A 16,485-nucleotide genomic window follows, 5' to 3' on the forward strand; every position below is an offset into this window, starting at 1 on the left:
GAACCCCGCGCCGCTCAGGCGGCAACCGTGGCTTCGCGCCGGGAGCACGCCGGTTCGCCGGCGAAAATCCGGTCGAGTTCAGCCAGCCGGGCGGCACTCAAATCGTCGCCGGGGGTCACCATGACCATCCGGGTGTCGCGTTGCTGGTCGAGCCACAAGGTGGTGAATTGCATGCGCAGGATGCCGACATGCTGATTGTTGAACACCTTGATCAATCCGTCCGTACGCTGCACCTGACGCGATTCCCAGAGCTCGGCGAACAACGGCGACATCGCGGTCAACCGCTCGACCAGCTCATCCCATCCCGGCTCGCCGAGATGACGCGCCATGTTCGCCCGGAACCGGGCCACCATGCCCCGGCAGACCTCTTCGTAGCGCTCGCCGTAGGCCAGCCGCCAATCCGGTTCGCCGAATGCGGCAAGCAGGCAATTGCCGCGCAGCCCCGGCTGCGCCTCGATGTCCGAGATCAAAAAGCGATAGACCCGGTTCCACGCGAGAACATCGTACTTCCCGTTCTGGATCGCGCAGGGATAGGGCGACATCTTTTCGATCACGGCAAGATGGTGTTCGGTGACTTCTTGGCATTCCACCGGTTTCACGTCCTGGTGCAACCCCGCGAGGGTGAACACGTGCCGCTGCTCGTCGGAGTTCAACTGCAATGCCGAGGAGATTGCCGCGAGCACCTGTTCGGATGCATTGATGTTCCGGCCCTGCTCCAACCAGGTGTACCAAGTCACCCCGACGCTCGCCAGCTGGGCAACCTCCTCACGCCGCAGACCCGGCGTGCGGCGACGGTTGGAACCGGGCAGCCCGACGTCGAATGGGCGCAATCTGCTGCGCCGGTCGCGCAGGAACTGGCCCAGTTCCAGCCGGGCATGGTCGAGAGGGTTCTGATGGCTCATGATCGGCTCCTGTGAGGACAAACACAGCATTTTCAATACTAGGATAAACAGACTCCTAGTACCAGAATAAAACAAAGCGCATGCTTGAGCCATGGCAACTGCGACGATACAGATTCCGGCCGAGGACACCGCGGCGGTCAAGGCCCGGCTCGGCTACCCGGTGCTTTACCTGGCAGCATTCCTGGCAACCTTCACCTTCGGCTCGATGAACCTGCTGGCCCCGGTTTTCGGGACCGAACTCAAGGCCGACGGCCTGCAACAGAGTTTCATCCTCAGCAGCTACACCACGGTGCTCGCAGCGGTGCTGATCCTCGCTGGGCGTTTGGGCGACCGGTTCGGCCGCCGCAGGGTGTTGGCCTGGGGGCTGTTGGTCTTCGCAGTCGCATCGGTCGGAGCGGGGCTGAGCAACTCGGTGGCCTTGCTGATCGTCGCCCGGGTGCTGCAGGGCATCGGGATCGGTCTGGTGCTGCCGCAGATCCTCTCCACGATCCAAGCGACCTCGAGCGGCGAAAAACGTACCATCGCCCTGGCCAGGTACGCCGCCATCGCCGGCATCGGGACCGTCGTCGGCCAGATGGCCAGTGGAGCGCTGCTCACCGCCGACCTGTTCGGGCTGAGCTGGCGTCCGGTGATGTTCCTGGCCGCCGGCGTCGCGTCGATTTCCTTGGCCCTGATCCGGCTGGTCCGGCCGACCAGATCCGACGCCCCGCTGTCGATGGATCTCTGGGGGGCGATCCTGCTCGGCCTCGCGCTCGCCGCCTTCATCGTCTCGATGACGTTGTTTTCGGCCGGCGCTGCGATCTGGCTCGCCGTGGTCCTGCTCCTGGCGGCCGTGGTCGTCGGCGGACTCTTCGCCCGCCGGGAAAAATCCTTGGAATCCGCGGGCGCGATTCCGCTCGCGCCGCCGTCGTTGTTCCGAGTGCGCGCCTTGCGGATGGGCCTGGCGATGAACCTGTTGTTCTTCACCGGGTACGGCGCCTTCATGTTCGAGTTCTCCTCGTTGACCCAACGCGGCATGCACTACTCCGGCTTGGGTTCGGGATTGGCCATCGTGCTCTTCGCGTTGGCCTTCGTAGTCACCTCGGTCTATCTGCACCGGATCAGCCGCAGGTTGGGCAAACACACCATGCTGGTCGGCGCCGGGTTCCAGCTCCTGGCCCTCGCCGCGTTGGCCGTGGAATTGCTGCTCGAAGGCTCCCAGGTGCAGCAATGGCATCTGCAGATTGCCCTGGTGCTGCTCGGCGCAGCCCAGGCGGTCATGTTCGGCCCGTTGATCAACACCGTGATGAGCCAGATCCCGTCCTGGGCGGCCGGGTTGTCCGGCGGCTTGTTCAGCACGGTTCAGCAGCTGGCGTTCTCACTCGGCGTCGCGGTACTGGGCGGCCTCTATTTCACGCTGAGCCAGCTGCAGCAATTCGGCTTCTTCGGCGGATTCGTCTTCTGCCTGGCGGTGCAGATCCTGGTCACGGTGCTTTTCGGCCTGTTCTCCTGGCATCTGCACCGGCACCCGGCCACGGCCACCCCGGACGCTCTGCCCGCCTGATCTCTCCTCCGCCGCGCGAGTGCACACTTGGTGCACTCGCGCGGCGTCTAGCCGCACCAAGTGTGCGTTCGGCCTGGGAAATCAGCCGAGGAGCGCCTGATGCGCTTCGCGGCGTTTGGCCTGCTCGGTCGGATCCGGCACCGGCAGCGAGGCGATCAGCCGTTTGGTGTAATCGTCCTGCGGCTGGCTCATCACCCGCGAACCGATCCCCTGCTCGACCAGCTTGCCCTTGTAGAGCACGCCGACCCATTCGGCGAGCATGTCCACCACGGCCAAGTCGTGGCTGATGAACAACGCCGCGAATCCGAACTCGGCTTGGATCTCACGGAACAGCTGCAAGACCTTGGCCTGCACCGAAACGTCGAGCGCCGAGGTCGGCTCGTCGGCGATCAGCAGCTTCGGATTGAGTGCCAACGCCCGGGCCAGGGAGGCCCGCTGCCGTTGCCCGCCGGAGAGCTCATGCGGGTAACGCGCCGCGTACGACGCCGGCAACTGGACTGCTTCGAGCAGCTCGCCGACCCGCTTCGAGCACTCCGCTTTCGACGCCTGGGTGTGGATGAGCAGCGGCTCAGCCACGCAATCCCCGATGGTCAGTTGCGGGTTGAAAGAGGCTGCCGGGTCCTGGAAGACGAAGCCGATGTCCTTGCGCAAGGGCTTGAAACTGCGTTCCTTGAAGTCGAGCATTTCGTAGCCGAGCACCTTGAGCGATCCCGAGGTGGTGCGGTTGAGCCCGGCGATCGCGCGGCTGATCGTGGTCTTGCCGGAACCCGACTCGCCGACCAGGCCGAAGACTTCGCCGGCCGAGATGGTGAAATTCACCTCGTCGACCGCCCGGAACCCGCTGCGCCCGAACCTGCCCGGATACTCGATCACCAGATTCCTGGCATCCACCAGCAGCTCAGCATCCTGATGCGCGCGTTCGGTCAGGCCCGCCGACGCCGAATTCCGGCCCAGGTGCGGCACCGCGGCCAAGAGATCCCTGGTGTATTGCTGCTTCGGCTCCGCGAACAAGGCCTTGACCGGCGCTTCTTCCACGATGTCGCCGCGGTACATCACCACGACGCGATCGGCCAGATCCGCCACCACGCCCATATTGTGCGTGATCAGCACGATCGAGGTGCCGAACTTGTCCCGCACGTCGCGGAGCAGTTCGAGGATCTCGGCCTGCACAGTCACGTCCAACGCCGTCGTCGGCTCATCCGCCACGATCAGCGAAGGATTCAGCGCCAGGGCCGCGGCAATCACCACGCGTTGTTTCTGCCCGCCGGAGAACTGATGCGGGTAGTAATCCACCCGCTTCTCCGGCTCCGGCATGCCGACCTTGCGCAGCGCTTCGATCGCGGCGGCTTTGGCTTCCTTGCGGGAGACCTTCCTGCCGTTTTTGGCCGCATGCGAACATAGGCCTTCGGCGATCTGCCAGCCTACCGTGAACACCGGATTCAACGCGGTCGACGGCTCTTGGAACACCATTGAGACATCCCGGCCACGGACGGCTCGCAGTTCCGCGCCGGAGATGCTCAACACGTCGTGCCCGCTGACCACGACGGCGCCGGAGCTGACCGCAGTCTCCGGCAACAGCCCCAGGATGGTTTTCGCGGTGACCGTTTTCCCGGAACCGGACTCGCCGACGATCGCCAGCACCTCGCCCGGTGCCACCGAGAGCCCGATGTCGTTGACCGCTTTCACATCGCCGCCATCGGTGGCGAACGTGACTTTCAGATGCTCGATCTGCAGGACGTTCTCGCTCATGCCGAAGCCTCCGGGTTCTGCGTCGCTGCGATGGCCGCTGCGCCGCGCTTGGTGCCGGCATTTTTCTTGCCCGCAGTTCGGCGGCCGCGCAATCGCGGATCGTTCAGATCGTTCATGCTTTCACCCACCAGGGTCAGCCCCAAGACCGTGAGCACGATGGCCAAGCCCGGGAAGATGCCGGTCCACCAGATGCCGCTGGTCGCGTCGGCCAAGGCCTTGTTCAGGTCGAAGCCCCATTCCGCGGCCGCCGTCGGTTCGATGCCGAAGCCCAAAAAGCCCAACCCGGCCAGGGTCAGAATGGCTTCCGAGGAATTCAAGGTGAAGATCAACGGCAGAGTCCGGGTGGCGTTCTTGAAGATATGCCGGCCCATGATCCGCCACGTCGAGGCACCGACCACCTTGGCCGATTCGACGAACGGTTCGGCTTTGAGCCGGATGGTCTCCGCCCGGACCACCCGGAAATACTGCGGCACGAAGACCACCGTGATCGAAATCGCCGCGGCGAAGATGCCGGACCAGAGGTTCGACTTTCCGCCGGAGATGATGATCGACATCACGATCGCCAGCAGCAAGGACGGGAAGGCGTAGATCGCATCCGCCAGGACCACCAGGACCCGATCGAGCCAACCGCCGAGGTAGCCGGAGACCAAGCCCAGGATCACGCCGATGAAAATCGACAGGATCACCGCGATGATGATCACCGAAATCGCGGTTTGCGCACCCCAGAGTGTCCGGGACAGCACGTCGTAACCGCCCACCGTGGTACCCCACAAATGCTGGGCCGACGGCGGCGACTGGGTCGGGAAGCTGTTGCCGTTCGCGTCGCTGATCTGGTTGTAGCCGTAAGGCGCGATCAACGGCGCGAAGATCGCGGTCAGCACGAACAACGCAGTCAGCACGGTGCCGGCGATAAGCATGCCGCGTTGCAGTCCGACGCTGATCTGGAGATGCGAAACGATGGGCAGCCGGCTCAGCCAGCTCTTCTTCCGCAACGGCAATTGCGGGGTCGAAAGTGCAGACATCTCAGTACCTCACTCGAGGATCGATCAAGGCGGCGATGACGTCGACCAGGAAATTGGTCACCGCGACCACCACGGCCAGGAATGCCACGATGCCCTGCACCGCCACGAAGTCGCGCGCGCCCAGGTATTGGGCCAGTTGGAAGCCGAGGCCTTTCCACTCGAAAGTGGTTTCGGTCAGCACCGCACCGCCGAGCAACATTGCGATTTGCAGGCCCATCACCGTGATGATCGGGATCAGCGCCGGCTTGTAAGCGTGCTTGGTGACCAGACGGAATTCGCTGACGCCGCGGGAACGCCCTGCCTCGACGTAGTCTTTGCCCAAGGTGCCGATCACGTTGGTCCGGACCAACCGCAGGAAAACCCCTCCGGTAAGCAAGCCCAAGGCGATTGCCGGCAACACCGCGTGCTGCAGCACATCCCCCAGGGCGGCGAAATTGCCGCTGCGGATCGCATCGATGAAATAGATCCCGGTCGGTGCGCCCAAGCTCTGCAGCGCCAGCGCATTCTCGGTATTCGCCCGGCCGGAGACCGGGAACCAACCCAGCCAGACCGAGAACACCAGCTTCAGCAGCAAACCGGCGAAGAACACCGGCGTGGCATAGCCCAGGATCGCCAGGATCCGCAACACCGCGTCCGGCCATTTGTCCCGGAACTTCGCGGCCAACATGCCGAGCGGAATGCCCAGCAGCAAAGCCACGATCAAGGCGAAGAACGCCAGTTCCAACGTGGCCGAACCGTAGGTCGCCAGGACCTGGGTCACCGGTTGATTGGTCAAGGTGGTGCCGAAGTTGCCGGTGAACACCTGGCCCAGGTATTCGAAGTACTGGATCAGGATCGGCCGGTCGTACCCGGCTTCGTGGATTTTCGCCTGCAGTTGCTCCTGCGGCAGCCGGCCGCCGAGCGCAGCCGTGATCGGGTCGCCGATGACCCGCATCAGGAAGAACACCATGCTGACCAGGATGAAGATCGTGGGGATGATCAGCAGAAAGCGGATCAGAAGATATTTGCCCAGTCCGCCGCCGGAGCCCCGCGCCTTCTTCAGGCTCGGGGGTTCGGCGCCGACCGGGGAGTCTATGAGCGCAGTCATTTTTGCCTTTGTTAGAGTCCTGCGGCACACGTCGCAGGACAGGACTCAGGGCGGGGTCCACGGTGGAACCCCGCCCTGAGTGTCCTCAGTTTTTGGAAACTACCGCTGCGCGGAACTTGAAGGCCGCGTCGAGGGTCTGTTCAACCCCGTTCACGTTCTTGCCCGCAACCGCGATCTGCTCGCCCTGCAGGATCGGCAGCGTGGAGAGGTCCTTCGCTTCCAATTCCTGGATTTGCGCGATCAGCTCGGCCCGCTTGGCCTTGTCGTCGGTGCCCTGCTGCTGTGCGATCAAGCTCTGCACTTCAGGATTGTCGTAACGGTTCGCCAGGAAGTTGTCCTTGACGAAGAACGGGGTCAAGTAGTTGTCCGCGTCCGAGTAATCCGGGAACCAACCCAGCTGGTATACCGGGTACAGGTCCTGGGTGCGGTCCTTGGAGTACTGGACCCATTCCGTCGACTGCAGGTTGACCGTGAACAAGCCGGACTTCTCCAACTGATCCTTCACCTTGGCGTATTCGTCGCCGGATCCGGGGCCGTAGTGGTCCGGGTTGTACTGCAAGTTGATGGTGACCGGGCCGGTGACTCCGGCGTCCGCGAAGCGCTGCTTGGCTTTGTCCAGGCTGGGCCCGCCGTTGCCGTCGCCGTAAAGCGACTTGAGCGGCTCGGTGGCATTGGCCAGGCCCGAGGGGACCGGCGAATACACCGGGCTGTAGGTGCCTTTGTAGACATCCTCGGCGATCGACTTGCGGTCGATCACATCGGCCATCGCCTGGCGGACGGCAAGCGCCTTCTTCGGATCCGCTTCCGCGGTCTTGGCACCGAACGGCATGGTGTCGAAGTTGAAGACCATGTAACGCAATTCGCCGCCCGGACCGGTCAAGACTTTGACATTGTCCTTGGTCTTGAGGTCGCCGATGTCGGTTGCGCTCAAGCTGCGCCAGGCCACGTCGATCTTGTTGGTCTGGATATCGAGCTTGAGGTTGTTCGCGTCCGCGTAGTACTTGATGTTGACGACGTCGCTCTTCGGCTTGTCGATCAGGCCCACATAACTCGGGTTGGCCTTGAGGCTCACCAATTCGTTCTTCTTGTAGCTGGTGATGTCGTACGGGCCGGCGAACGGGCGCGCCTTGGCGATGTCCTCATCAGACATGATCTTGTCCGCCGGGAAGACTTCATCGTCCACGATCGGGCCGGCCACCGTGGTCAGCACCCCGGGGAACGTCTGGTCATTGGGCTGCTTGAGCTTGAAGACCGCGGTATCCGCATCCGGCGTGGTGATGCTGTCCAAGTTGGTGAGCAGCGATGCCGGGCCCTGCGGGTCGTTGATTTTGACGATCCGGTCGAAGCTGAACTTGACGTCCTTGGAGTCGAGCGTGTGGCCGTTCGCGAATTTGAGGTTGGGCCGCAGCTTCACAGTGAACTCGGTCGGCGACGTGAACGACGCCGATTGGGCCAGATCCGGCTCGATTTCCTTGCCGCCGGGCTTGATGTTCATCAGCAGCGGGTAGACCTGGGTCTCCATGAACTGCGATCCATTGTCGTAGGAACCCGCGGGATCCAACGCAACGACCTTGTCAGTGGTGCCGATCGTGTAACTGCCGCTGCCGCCAGAAGCACCGGTGTCTCCGGTGTTGCCTGCCGGGCCGGTGCAAGCCGTGAGCGCAAGCGCGGACACGCCCGCAAAAGCCGCGAAATAGCGCAGCTTGTGTGTGTTCTTGGACATCTGCGAACTTTCTTTCGAAGAGTGATTTGCGCTGCCAATGCCCCCCAGCAAACTACCAATCGGTGTGAGTCAGCGCACAATCGTGATGCACTGTTTCTACCAGAGATTGACGCACTTTTCTCCTCGAGGGCAAAAGTTGCAATCAGTTAGTTATCACGCAAAGCCTGTGCCTGGTCTGAAAATTGGCCAAAAATTTGCCCCGCGACACGCTGCCGCAAACTGTTCTGCCGGGCGAAGTCGAGCAGCAGGCTTCCTTCGGTCCGCGGGGCCAGCTCGGCGGACATCCCGCTGTCCAGCCAGGCTGCGAGCAACGCTTCGTCCAGTTCGAGGTGGAACTGCACGCCAAGGGCGCTGCCGAACCGGAATGCCTGGTTCGGACAGCCCGCGGTGTGGGCCAACAACTCTGCCCCTTCGGGCAGCCCGGCATTGTCGGTATGCCAGTGCAGCACATCGATTCCGGTCAGGCAGGCCAGCTCGCCGGCGGCCTGGACCGGCCCGACGCCGATCTCCCGGGTAGCGCCGTAGTCCACCGCCGCGCCCAAAGCGAGCGCAATGATCTGATGCCCCAGGCAGACACCCAATACCGGAACCTGCGCCGCTATCGCATCCCGGACCAGTTGCTGCTCCAGAGCCAGCGCGGGATGCGCTTCGACGTCTCCGGCATCCATCGGTCCGCCCATCAGAACCAGGCCGCAGAGGTCCGCCACCGGCGGCAACTGCGAAGCGGATTCGGTGAGCAGGTTGCGGATCCGGTATTCGACGCCGGAAGCATCCAGTGCGGCCGCGATGAGTCCGGGGCCTTCGACCGGGACGTGCTGCAGGATCAGAACGTAAGCCATACCGGCAATGCTAGGCCGCGAAGCTCCACGGCCCGGCACATCTGCGGAACTCCGGCCGCAATTCGGGCCAGTTCTTCGGCGTTGGTCCGGTCTGCCGGTTCCGCGCCGCGGCGGACCAGCAGCCGGCGGCGGCCACTAGTCCACCGACGCCAGCGAACGTGCTGCGTCGATCGTGGCCTGTCCGAGCACCCGGGTTCCCTGGTAGAGCACCACGGTCTGCCCGGGCGCGACGCCGCGCAACGGGTCGATCAGGTTGACCACGAGCAATGGCGCGCCCTCGTCGTCGGTGATCATATGGGCCCGCGCCGGGACCGGGTCGCCGTGCGCCCGGACCTGCGCCATGCAATCAAATTCGGCGCCCGAATGCACCTCCGCGATCGGCTCGCCGGCCCAGGAGACCTTGATCCCGCGGATTTCGTCCATTGCGAGCAGCTGCTCCGGCCCGACGACCACGGTGTTCTCCTTGGGCCGGATTTCCAACACGAAGCGCGGCTTTCCATCGGCCGCCGGAGTGCCCAGTTTGAGCCCGCGGCGCTGACCGACAGTAAACGCATTGGCGCCCTCGTGGGTGCCCACCTTGGCCCCGCTCTGATCCACGATCTCGCCCGGGGTCATCTCGATTTTCTCGGCGAGCCAGCCCCGGGTGTCGCCGTCGGAAATGAAACAGATGTCGTGGCTGTCCGGTTTCTTGGCCACCGAGAGGCCGCGGCGCTCGGCCTCGGCGCGCACCTCGGCTTTGGTCTGCGCATCCGCGAGCGGGAACATCGAATGCTTGAGCTGCTCATGAGTGAGCACGCCCAGCACGTACGACTGGTCTTTGGCCCAGTCGTTGGCCCGGTGCAATTCGTAATTGCCGTCCGCATCCTGGTCCACTCGGGCGTAGTGCCCGGTGCAGACCGCGTCGAAACCCAGCGCCAGGGCCTTTTCCAGCAGCGCCGCGAACTTGATCCGCTCATTGCAGCGCATGCACGGGTTGGGGGTGCGCCCGGCCGCGTATTCCGCGATGAAGTCGTCCACCACGTCTTCTTTGAAGCGTTCCGAGAAGTCCCAGACGTAATACGGGATGCCGAGCTTCTCGCAGGCCTTCCAGGCGTCCGTGGAGTCCTCGATCGTGCAGCAGCCCCGGCTGCCGGTACGCAGCGTGCCGGGCATCCTGGACAGGGCCAAGTGCACGCCAACTACCTCGTGCCCGGCCTCGACGGCCCGGGCAGCGGCGACTGCTGAGTCCACTCCCCCGCTCATGGCGGCTAAAACCTTCATACTGCTACAACTTCCCTACTGGTTTCCGCTGCACATCCTGAGTTGCTGCGGTTTGAATACTCGATACATGCCCGGCCATACCCGCTTGTTTAGCTTGAGCATGAGCGGCCGGCAATGCGGCAACAAGAGCGTCAACGTCGTTTTTGGTCGAAGTATGCCCCAAGCTGAATCGCTGCGCACCGCGAGCAGTGTCTTCGTCTAAGCCCATCGACAACAACACCTGCGAAGGCCTGGGCACCCCGGCGGTACACGCCGAACCGGTCGACGTCTCGATGCCGGCCATATCCAAAAGGAACAGCAGCGAATCGCCTTCGCAACCGGGGAAAGTGAAATGCGCGTTTCCAGGCAGCCGGTGCTCCATTGACCCGCGAAGGACGGCATCGGGGATCTCGCTCCGTACGCGTGCGATCAAATCGTCGCGCAATCCGGACAACCGCGCCATCTCTTCCGGCAATTGCCCGACGGCGGCATCGGCAGCCGCCGCGAACGCCGCGATCGACGGCGTGTCCAAAGTTCCGGAACGGACATCCCGTTCCTGGCCGCCGCCATGTTGCACCGGCGTGAGTTTGACCGCCCGGCCGAGCAGCAAGGCGCCGACGCCCACCGGGCCGCCGATCTTGTGCCCGCTGATCGACATCGCAGCAAGCCCGGAGGCAGCGAAATCGACCGGAATCGAGCCGAAAGCCTGAACTGCATCGGAGTGCACCGGAATGCCGTGGCCTGCGGCGAGCGCGACGATTTCTGCTATCGGCTGTACCGTGCCGACCTCGTTGTTCGCCCACATCACGGTGACCAGGGCGATCGACTCCGGATCGTCGTCGAGCGCGTTCCGGTACGCCACCAGGTCCAGAACGCCGTCGGCGTCGACCGGCAGCCAGACCGCTTCCGCACCCTCGTGGGCCACAAGCCACTCCACGGTGTCTTGCACTGCGGGATGCTCGATCGTGGAGACCAGAATTCGCTTCCGGTGCTTATCAGCTGAGTTTCGAGACCAGTAAAGCCCCTTGACCGCCAGATTGTCAGCTTCAGTGCCGCCGGAGACGAAAATCACTTCGGAAAAGTGCGCACCGGCCGCTTTTGCCAGCGTCTCGCGCGACTGCTCGACCACCAAACGGGCACGACGGCCCGAGCCGTGCAGCGACGATGGGTTGCCGCTACGGCTGAGTTCTTGGGTGAGTGCGGCCAACGCCGGCCCGGAAATGGGGGTAGTTGCCGCATGATCTAAGTACACGGGCACCTGGCAATTCTACCGTGAACCGTCATTGAGCGTGAATTCTTGCCCGCTGCATTCACGCCCGCACAAATGGCGGGACCAGCGTGATTCAAGTTGCTAGTGTGCAGACTTTTCGTGCCGGGATCCGAGCTATCTGTGCAGAAGTAATGTGCCGATTCCAGGATTCGGACCGAGTAGCCTTTGCCTGAAGCAACTGCCTATGCTCAGGACACCCAATATACGAGACACCTATCTCACCAATTGAGACGACTAATGACTGAACACGATATCGGCTGGCGGCGGTGGTACATGCTGGGTTTGGCCGTGGCGGCGCAAGCCACCAGTTCGATCGTGGTCAACGGGATGGCCTTCCTGATCCCGAGCCTGAACCGGCAATGGGGGCTGAACCTGGTCCAGGCCGGATTCCTGGTCGGCATGCCGCTGGCCGGCACGATGCTGGTGCTGATCGCCTGGGGCGCCGTCATCGACCGGATCGGCGAACGGCGGTCGCTGGGCATCGGACTGGCCCTGACCGCGCTGACCATGAGCGCAGCCGCGCTCAGCAGCAACCCGGTACAGCTCGGCCTCTGGCTGTTCTTCGCAGGCGCGGCCACCGCGTGCACCAACTCGGCCGGCGGCCGGATCGTGGTCGGCTGGTTCCCGGCCCGGCAGCGCGGTTTGGCCATGGGCATCCGGCAGATGGCGCAACCGATCGGCGTCGCCATCGCCTCGGTGATGCTGCCGTTGCTGGCCGAATCGGGCTCCCTGCAAGGCTCACTCTGGTCCGTCGTGGCAATCTCCGTTCTGGTCACCGGACTGTGCTGGATCGGCATCAGCAATCCGCCGCGCCGGGCCAAACGCGAAGCGCCCGGTGCAGAGAACCCCTACCGGCAGAACAATTTCCTGTTCCGAATCCATCTGGTCTCGGCGATCTTGGTGATTCCGCAGTTCACACTGTGGACATTTTCCCTGGTGTGGCTGCTCGGCGAACGGCAGTTGGCCCCAGCGCTCGCCGGCGCGATCATCGCCTTCGCGCAGATCGCCGGCGCGCTGGGCCGGATCGCCGCTGGGGTCTGGTCGGACCGCGCCGGCTCCCGGGTCCGTCCGCTACGGTTGATCGCGCTCGCGGCCGCCGCCGGAATGCTGCTGCTGGCGCTGAGCGACTGCCTGGACTCCCCCGCTTCGATTGCGCTGCTGGTCATCGCCTCGGTGATCACCGTGGCGGACAACGGCTTGGCCTTCACCTCGGTCGCCGAGGCTGCCGGTCCGTATTGGTCCGGTCGGGCGCTCGGGGCGCAGAACACCGGCCAGTTCCTGGTCGCCGCGATCGTGCCGCCGGCCATCGGCGCGTTGATCGGCGTCGTCGGCTATCCGCTCGCCTTCGCCCTGATCGGTGCGGCTCCGCTGCTGGCCGCACCGCTGGTGCCGAACCAGGCTGCCGAAAAGGCCGCGGTCCAGGCTGCCGGCTGATCTGCTGCCCCGGAACAACGGCGGCTATTGGGCCGGTGGCTGCACGGTCAATTCGTCCCGCAGCGCCGCCAGGGTCGGATCGATCAGGGCCTCGGCCGGGCAGGCCAGGGAGAGCACCAGGCCCACGCCGGCGTGGTTGAGCATCCGGGCACTGAAGATGCTGGCCGGGACCCCGGCGACGGCCGGCTTCCGGGCACTGAGGAATTGGATCACCGGGCCGGGTTTGCCGGCATCACCGGTCCATGGCCAATCGGCATCCCGCAACGCCTCGGCGGCGAGCTCCGGAACCAGGTATTTGAACAGGGCCAGCGTCGAGGATCGGTCGTCTTCAGTGACCATGAGTGCTTGCTGGTCCACGGTCTGCCAATAGTCCAGCAGGCAGCCATTGGCATTTTGGTATCTGGTGAGCCCGGCCCGTTTGTCGATCAGCTTGGTCCAGGCCGGAGCCGTCCCGGAACTCCGGCCGATCTGGTCGTTCCAGCCCACCGGTACGCCGACGGAGAGCGTGTTCCCGGCTTGCCAATCCAGGTTTTTGGCAGCAACCGCAGCAGCATCATGGCCGGGCGTGACCACCGGTCCCGGGTACGACGGCGGCGCGCTGCTCACCCGGTCGGAACTCGTTTCAGGCGCGGCCACGGTGAGCTGGCAGGCGGCGAGGCCGACAACCACGGCCAGAGCGCAGACCAGGCCCAAAGTCCGTCTCGGCGAGCGACGGCCGGAGTCGGCTCGGCAGCGCAATGGGTCCTCCTTCGTCGGTATTCCTCCCAGCACATACAGTAACCGGTGAACCGCCCGGCCCGATCGGACAAACCTACGTTGGCGTAACCGGGTGCCTCAGGCGCAGGATAGGAAGGTGATGAATCAGCACTGCCCGGCCGGACATGCCGGACCCCCTTCCGAAACCGATCTGCACCCCTGGATGCGCTACGTGGCCATGGGCGATTCCTTCACTGAGGGAATCGGCGACCCCGAGCCCGGAAACCCGGGCGGCACCCGGGGCTGGGCGGATCGCGTGGCCGAAGAGCTGAACAAAGGCCACCACGACTTCGCCTACGCGAACCTCGCCATCCGAGGACGCCTGCTGCAGCAGATCTTGGACGAGCAACTCGAACCCGCGCTCGCGCTCAAACCTGATCTGATCTCGATCTCCGCGGGCGGCAACGACTTGATCCGGCCTGGTTCGGATCCCGATGCGCTGGCCGAAACCCTGGATTCCGCGGTCGGCAAGATGTCGGCCTCCGGGGCCACCGTGCTGCTGTTCAATGGCCCGGACATCCGGGACACCCCGGTGCTGGGCCTGGTCCGGGGGCGGGTCGCGGTCTACAACGAGAATCTGCGGACCGTGGCGGCCCGCCATGATGCCGTGATTGCCGACATGTGGTCGCTCCGTGAGCTTTCGGACCCGCAGATGTGGGATGACGACCGCTTGCACTTTTCGCCCTTGGGCCATCACCGGATCGCGATCATGGCCTTGGACTCGCTCAATGTGCCGCACCAACTGGAGCCGTTGCACCCCGCCGCGGCACCGCACCGAACCTGGCGCGAAGCCCGCAGCGAAGACCTGGTCTGGGCCCGGGAATTCTTGGTGCCCTGGGTGCTGCGTCGGATCCGCCATCAGTCCTCCGGCGACGGGATCACCGCCAAACGGCCGACGCCGGGCCCGGTTTTCGGCCCGGTGGACCGGAGTGGCCACTAGCGGAAATCCGCCGAGGTTTTCTTCAGCCGGCTTCCGTCGGGCCACCGAGCACGAACTCGGACCCCGGCGGGTTGCTGCTGAGCCGGGCCGAAATCCCGTCCAGCAGCAAAGCCCGTTTGCGCAGCCACCAGGCCTTGCCGTCGGTGTCGAAGGCGAGGCTGAGCAACTTCTCCAGGCCGTCCGGGTTCTTCACGTTCAGCGGCCCGGGCGGGTTCTGCGCGAACCTGGTCTGGGAGACCGCCTCGGGCTTGAGCGGCTTCATCCGGCTGATCCGCAAGCGGTAGGCGTTCATGTAGCTGTCGATGGTCAGGTCCGAGATCGTGTCCACGATCAGCACTGCGGATTCCGGGTCGAAGCCGAAGTCGATCAACGCTTCGGTGCTGGCCGCGAAGATGTAGACCACACTGGATGGCGGTGCCGGCAGCCGCTGCAGTTCCGGGGCCACACCCGGGAACTCTTCGTACATGGTCCACATCACGTCGGTGAACTTTTCCAGGTATTCCCGCCAGTCCGCACCCGGAGTCGGCCATTTCGCTTCCGAAGCCATGAGATCGATGGCCATCGACACCAAGTCGTCGCGAGAGCCGACATGCCGGTACAGCGAGGAGTGCTTGACCCCCAAAGAAGCCGCCACCGTGGACATGGTCAGATCTTCGAAGCCCAAGCCGATGGCGGCTCGGGCCACTGACTCCCGGGAGATGGTGGGCACCCGGCCGCGGCGGCGCACTTGTAGGTTGGTCACCGGATCATCATATCTGTCAGGGGTGTTCGTCAGTACGGTGCTGAGCCGTGGCGGCGGAACTTTGCCCCAAAGGACTCGGATCAGGTGAAAATCTCGCCTAGAAGTGCAGAAATCTGCGCGATTTCGAGCAAGAAAGCGTCGTGGCCGACGTCGGATGCAATCCGGTGCACCGGCGTCGGCTCCGGCAGCGCAGCGGCCAGTTCCTCGCTCTGTGCCGGCAAATACAACCGGTCGGAACTGACCGCGGCAACGGTGAATCCGACTCCGGCCGCCCTGGCCAGAGCGGAATGCAGATCGCCCCGGCCGCGTCGCACGTCGTGGCTCATCAGGGCCTCGGTCAGGACGATGTAGCTGTTCGCATCGAAACGTTGCACCAGTTTGGCGGCCTGGTGGTCCAAATAGCCCTCCACTTGATAGCGTTGCGCGCCGCGGCCGGGCCCGCGCCGGCTGGATACCGGGGCTTCGCCGGGCTGTGCCGATCGGCCGAACCGCTGGCCGAGCTCCGCCTCCGAACGGTAGGAGATATGCGCAATCCGCCGGGCCAACCCCAACCCGGCCGCTGGAATCGGTCCGTCGTAGTAGTCGCCGCCCCGGAAATCCGGGTCTTGCTCGATGGCCAAAACTTGCGCCTGGGCCAAGGCGATCTGCTCCGCGGTGCTGGCCGCACACGAGGCCAGCACTACGGCGTGCCGCACCCGCTCCGGATACGACACCGCCCATTCGAGTGCCCGGGCCCCGCCCATCGATCCGCCGACCACGGCGTGCCAGTGCCCGATGCCCAGCTCATCGGCCAACCGGGCCTCCGCCCGGACACTGTCCCGCAGCGTGACGAAGGGGAATCTGGAACCCCAGGGAGCGCCGTCGGGCGCGATCGAGGACGGCCCGGTACTGCCGTAACAGCCGCCCAGGAGGTTGGCGGCCACGACGAAATAGCGTTCCGTGTCGATCGCCTGCCCCGGACCGACCAAGCCGTCCCACCAACCGGCTTCGTCGCTGTCGCCGCGTGCCACGTGCGTGCTTCCGGTGAGTGCGTGCTGGATCAGCACCGCATTGGAAGCATCCGGGTTCAGCCGCCCCCAGCTTTCATAGGCGATCCGCACCCCGGGGAGCTCAAGGCCGCTCTCCAGCCCGAGGTTGCCGATCTGCCGGTCGCGCAGTAGCCCGTCGCCGCGCGCGACGGCGGGTTGCCGTGCCGGCAGCTCCGGCACCGCTGCGGTCTCCAGATCCGATGTCACCATG

General features: G+C 64.6%; 14 protein-coding genes. 3 read left to right on the forward strand and 11 right to left on the reverse strand.

Annotated elements, in window-relative coordinates; translation table 11 throughout:
* Positions 1–14 precede the first annotated feature (14 nt).
* The gene (locus JOE69_RS04245; RefSeq protein WP_296365036.1) at positions 15–902 is read right to left on the reverse strand and encodes a helix-turn-helix transcriptional regulator; all 888 of its coding nucleotides are present in this window, start codon (positions 900–902) and stop codon (positions 15–17) included.
* Between the two features lie 91 nt (positions 903–993).
* On the opposite strand from JOE69_RS04245, the gene JOE69_RS04250 reads away from it, so the two are divergent.
* The gene (locus JOE69_RS04250; RefSeq protein WP_309796350.1) at positions 994–2,445 is read left to right on the forward strand and encodes an MFS transporter; all 1,452 of its coding nucleotides are present in this window, start codon (positions 994–996) and stop codon (positions 2,443–2,445) included.
* A gap of 81 nt (positions 2,446–2,526) precedes the next feature.
* Here the strand turns inward: JOE69_RS04250 and JOE69_RS04255 are convergent, their stop codons facing one another.
* From JOE69_RS04255 to JOE69_RS04285, 7 genes are all read right to left on the reverse strand, one after another.
* Positions 2,527–4,194, reverse strand: a complete 1,668-nt coding sequence (locus JOE69_RS04255; protein WP_309796353.1) for a dipeptide ABC transporter ATP-binding protein — start codon at positions 4,192–4,194, stop codon at positions 2,527–2,529.
* Positions 4,191–5,216 (reverse strand): ABC transporter permease, encoded by a 1,026-nt coding sequence (locus JOE69_RS04260; protein WP_309796355.1) that lies wholly within the window; start codon positions 5,214–5,216, stop codon positions 4,191–4,193. The genes JOE69_RS04255 and JOE69_RS04260 overlap by 4 nt, the downstream gene beginning before the upstream one ends.
* A gap of 1 nt (position 5,217) precedes the next feature.
* Complete coding sequence (locus JOE69_RS04265) at positions 5,218–6,303, reverse strand: ABC transporter permease (protein WP_296365040.1); 1,086 nt, start codon at positions 6,301–6,303, stop codon at positions 5,218–5,220.
* An 85-nt stretch (positions 6,304–6,388) separates the two neighbouring features.
* Positions 6,389–8,026, reverse strand: coding sequence for an ABC transporter substrate-binding protein (locus JOE69_RS04270; RefSeq protein WP_296365041.1), 1,638 nt, complete (start codon positions 8,024–8,026; stop codon positions 6,389–6,391).
* 146 nt (positions 8,027–8,172) lie between these two features.
* Positions 8,173–8,865 (reverse strand): type 1 glutamine amidotransferase, encoded by a 693-nt coding sequence (locus JOE69_RS04275; protein WP_309796358.1) that lies wholly within the window; start codon positions 8,863–8,865, stop codon positions 8,173–8,175.
* 135 nt (positions 8,866–9,000) lie between these two features.
* Positions 9,001–10,125 carry a tRNA 2-thiouridine(34) synthase MnmA gene (mnmA, locus tag JOE69_RS04280; protein WP_296365043.1) on the reverse strand — a complete coding sequence of 375 codons (1,125 nt, stop codon included), beginning with the start codon at positions 10,123–10,125 and terminating at the stop codon, positions 9,001–9,003.
* Between the two features lie 4 nt (positions 10,126–10,129).
* Positions 10,130–11,362 (reverse strand): cysteine desulfurase family protein, encoded by a 1,233-nt coding sequence (locus tag JOE69_RS04285; protein ID WP_309796360.1) that lies wholly within the window; start codon positions 11,360–11,362, stop codon positions 10,130–10,132.
* A gap of 249 nt (positions 11,363–11,611) precedes the next feature.
* On the opposite strand from JOE69_RS04285, the gene JOE69_RS04290 reads away from it, so the two are divergent.
* Positions 11,612–12,808: an MFS transporter gene (locus JOE69_RS04290; protein WP_309796362.1), complete on the forward strand. Its 1,197-nt coding sequence runs from the start codon at positions 11,612–11,614 to the stop codon at positions 12,806–12,808.
* A 24-nt stretch (positions 12,809–12,832) separates the two neighbouring features.
* Here the strand turns inward: JOE69_RS04290 and JOE69_RS04295 are convergent, their stop codons facing one another.
* Entirely contained in the window at positions 12,833–13,546 is a 714-nt protein-coding gene (locus JOE69_RS04295; RefSeq protein ID WP_309796364.1) for a hypothetical protein, read from the reverse strand.
* A 118-nt stretch (positions 13,547–13,664) separates the two neighbouring features.
* On the opposite strand from JOE69_RS04295, the gene JOE69_RS04300 reads away from it, so the two are divergent.
* A complete protein-coding gene (locus JOE69_RS04300; RefSeq protein ID WP_309801151.1) occupies positions 13,665–14,504 on the forward strand; it encodes an SGNH/GDSL hydrolase family protein in 840 nt (279 codons plus the stop codon).
* A gap of 22 nt (positions 14,505–14,526) precedes the next feature.
* Here the strand turns inward: JOE69_RS04300 and JOE69_RS04305 are convergent, their stop codons facing one another.
* Both JOE69_RS04305 and metX read right to left on the reverse strand, forming a co-directional pair.
* Entirely contained in the window at positions 14,527–15,246 is a 720-nt protein-coding gene (locus tag JOE69_RS04305; protein ID WP_296365047.1) for a TetR/AcrR family transcriptional regulator, read from the reverse strand.
* Positions 15,247–15,326: 80 nt separating this feature from the next.
* Positions 15,327–16,484, reverse strand: a complete 1,158-nt coding sequence (metX, locus tag JOE69_RS04310; protein WP_309796366.1) for a homoserine O-acetyltransferase MetX — start codon at positions 16,482–16,484, stop codon at positions 15,327–15,329.
* Position 16,485 lies beyond the last annotated feature (1 nt).

It is taken from the genome of Arthrobacter russicus (assembly GCF_031454135.1).
Lineage (GTDB): Bacteria > Actinomycetota > Actinomycetes > Actinomycetales > Micrococcaceae > Renibacterium > Renibacterium russicum.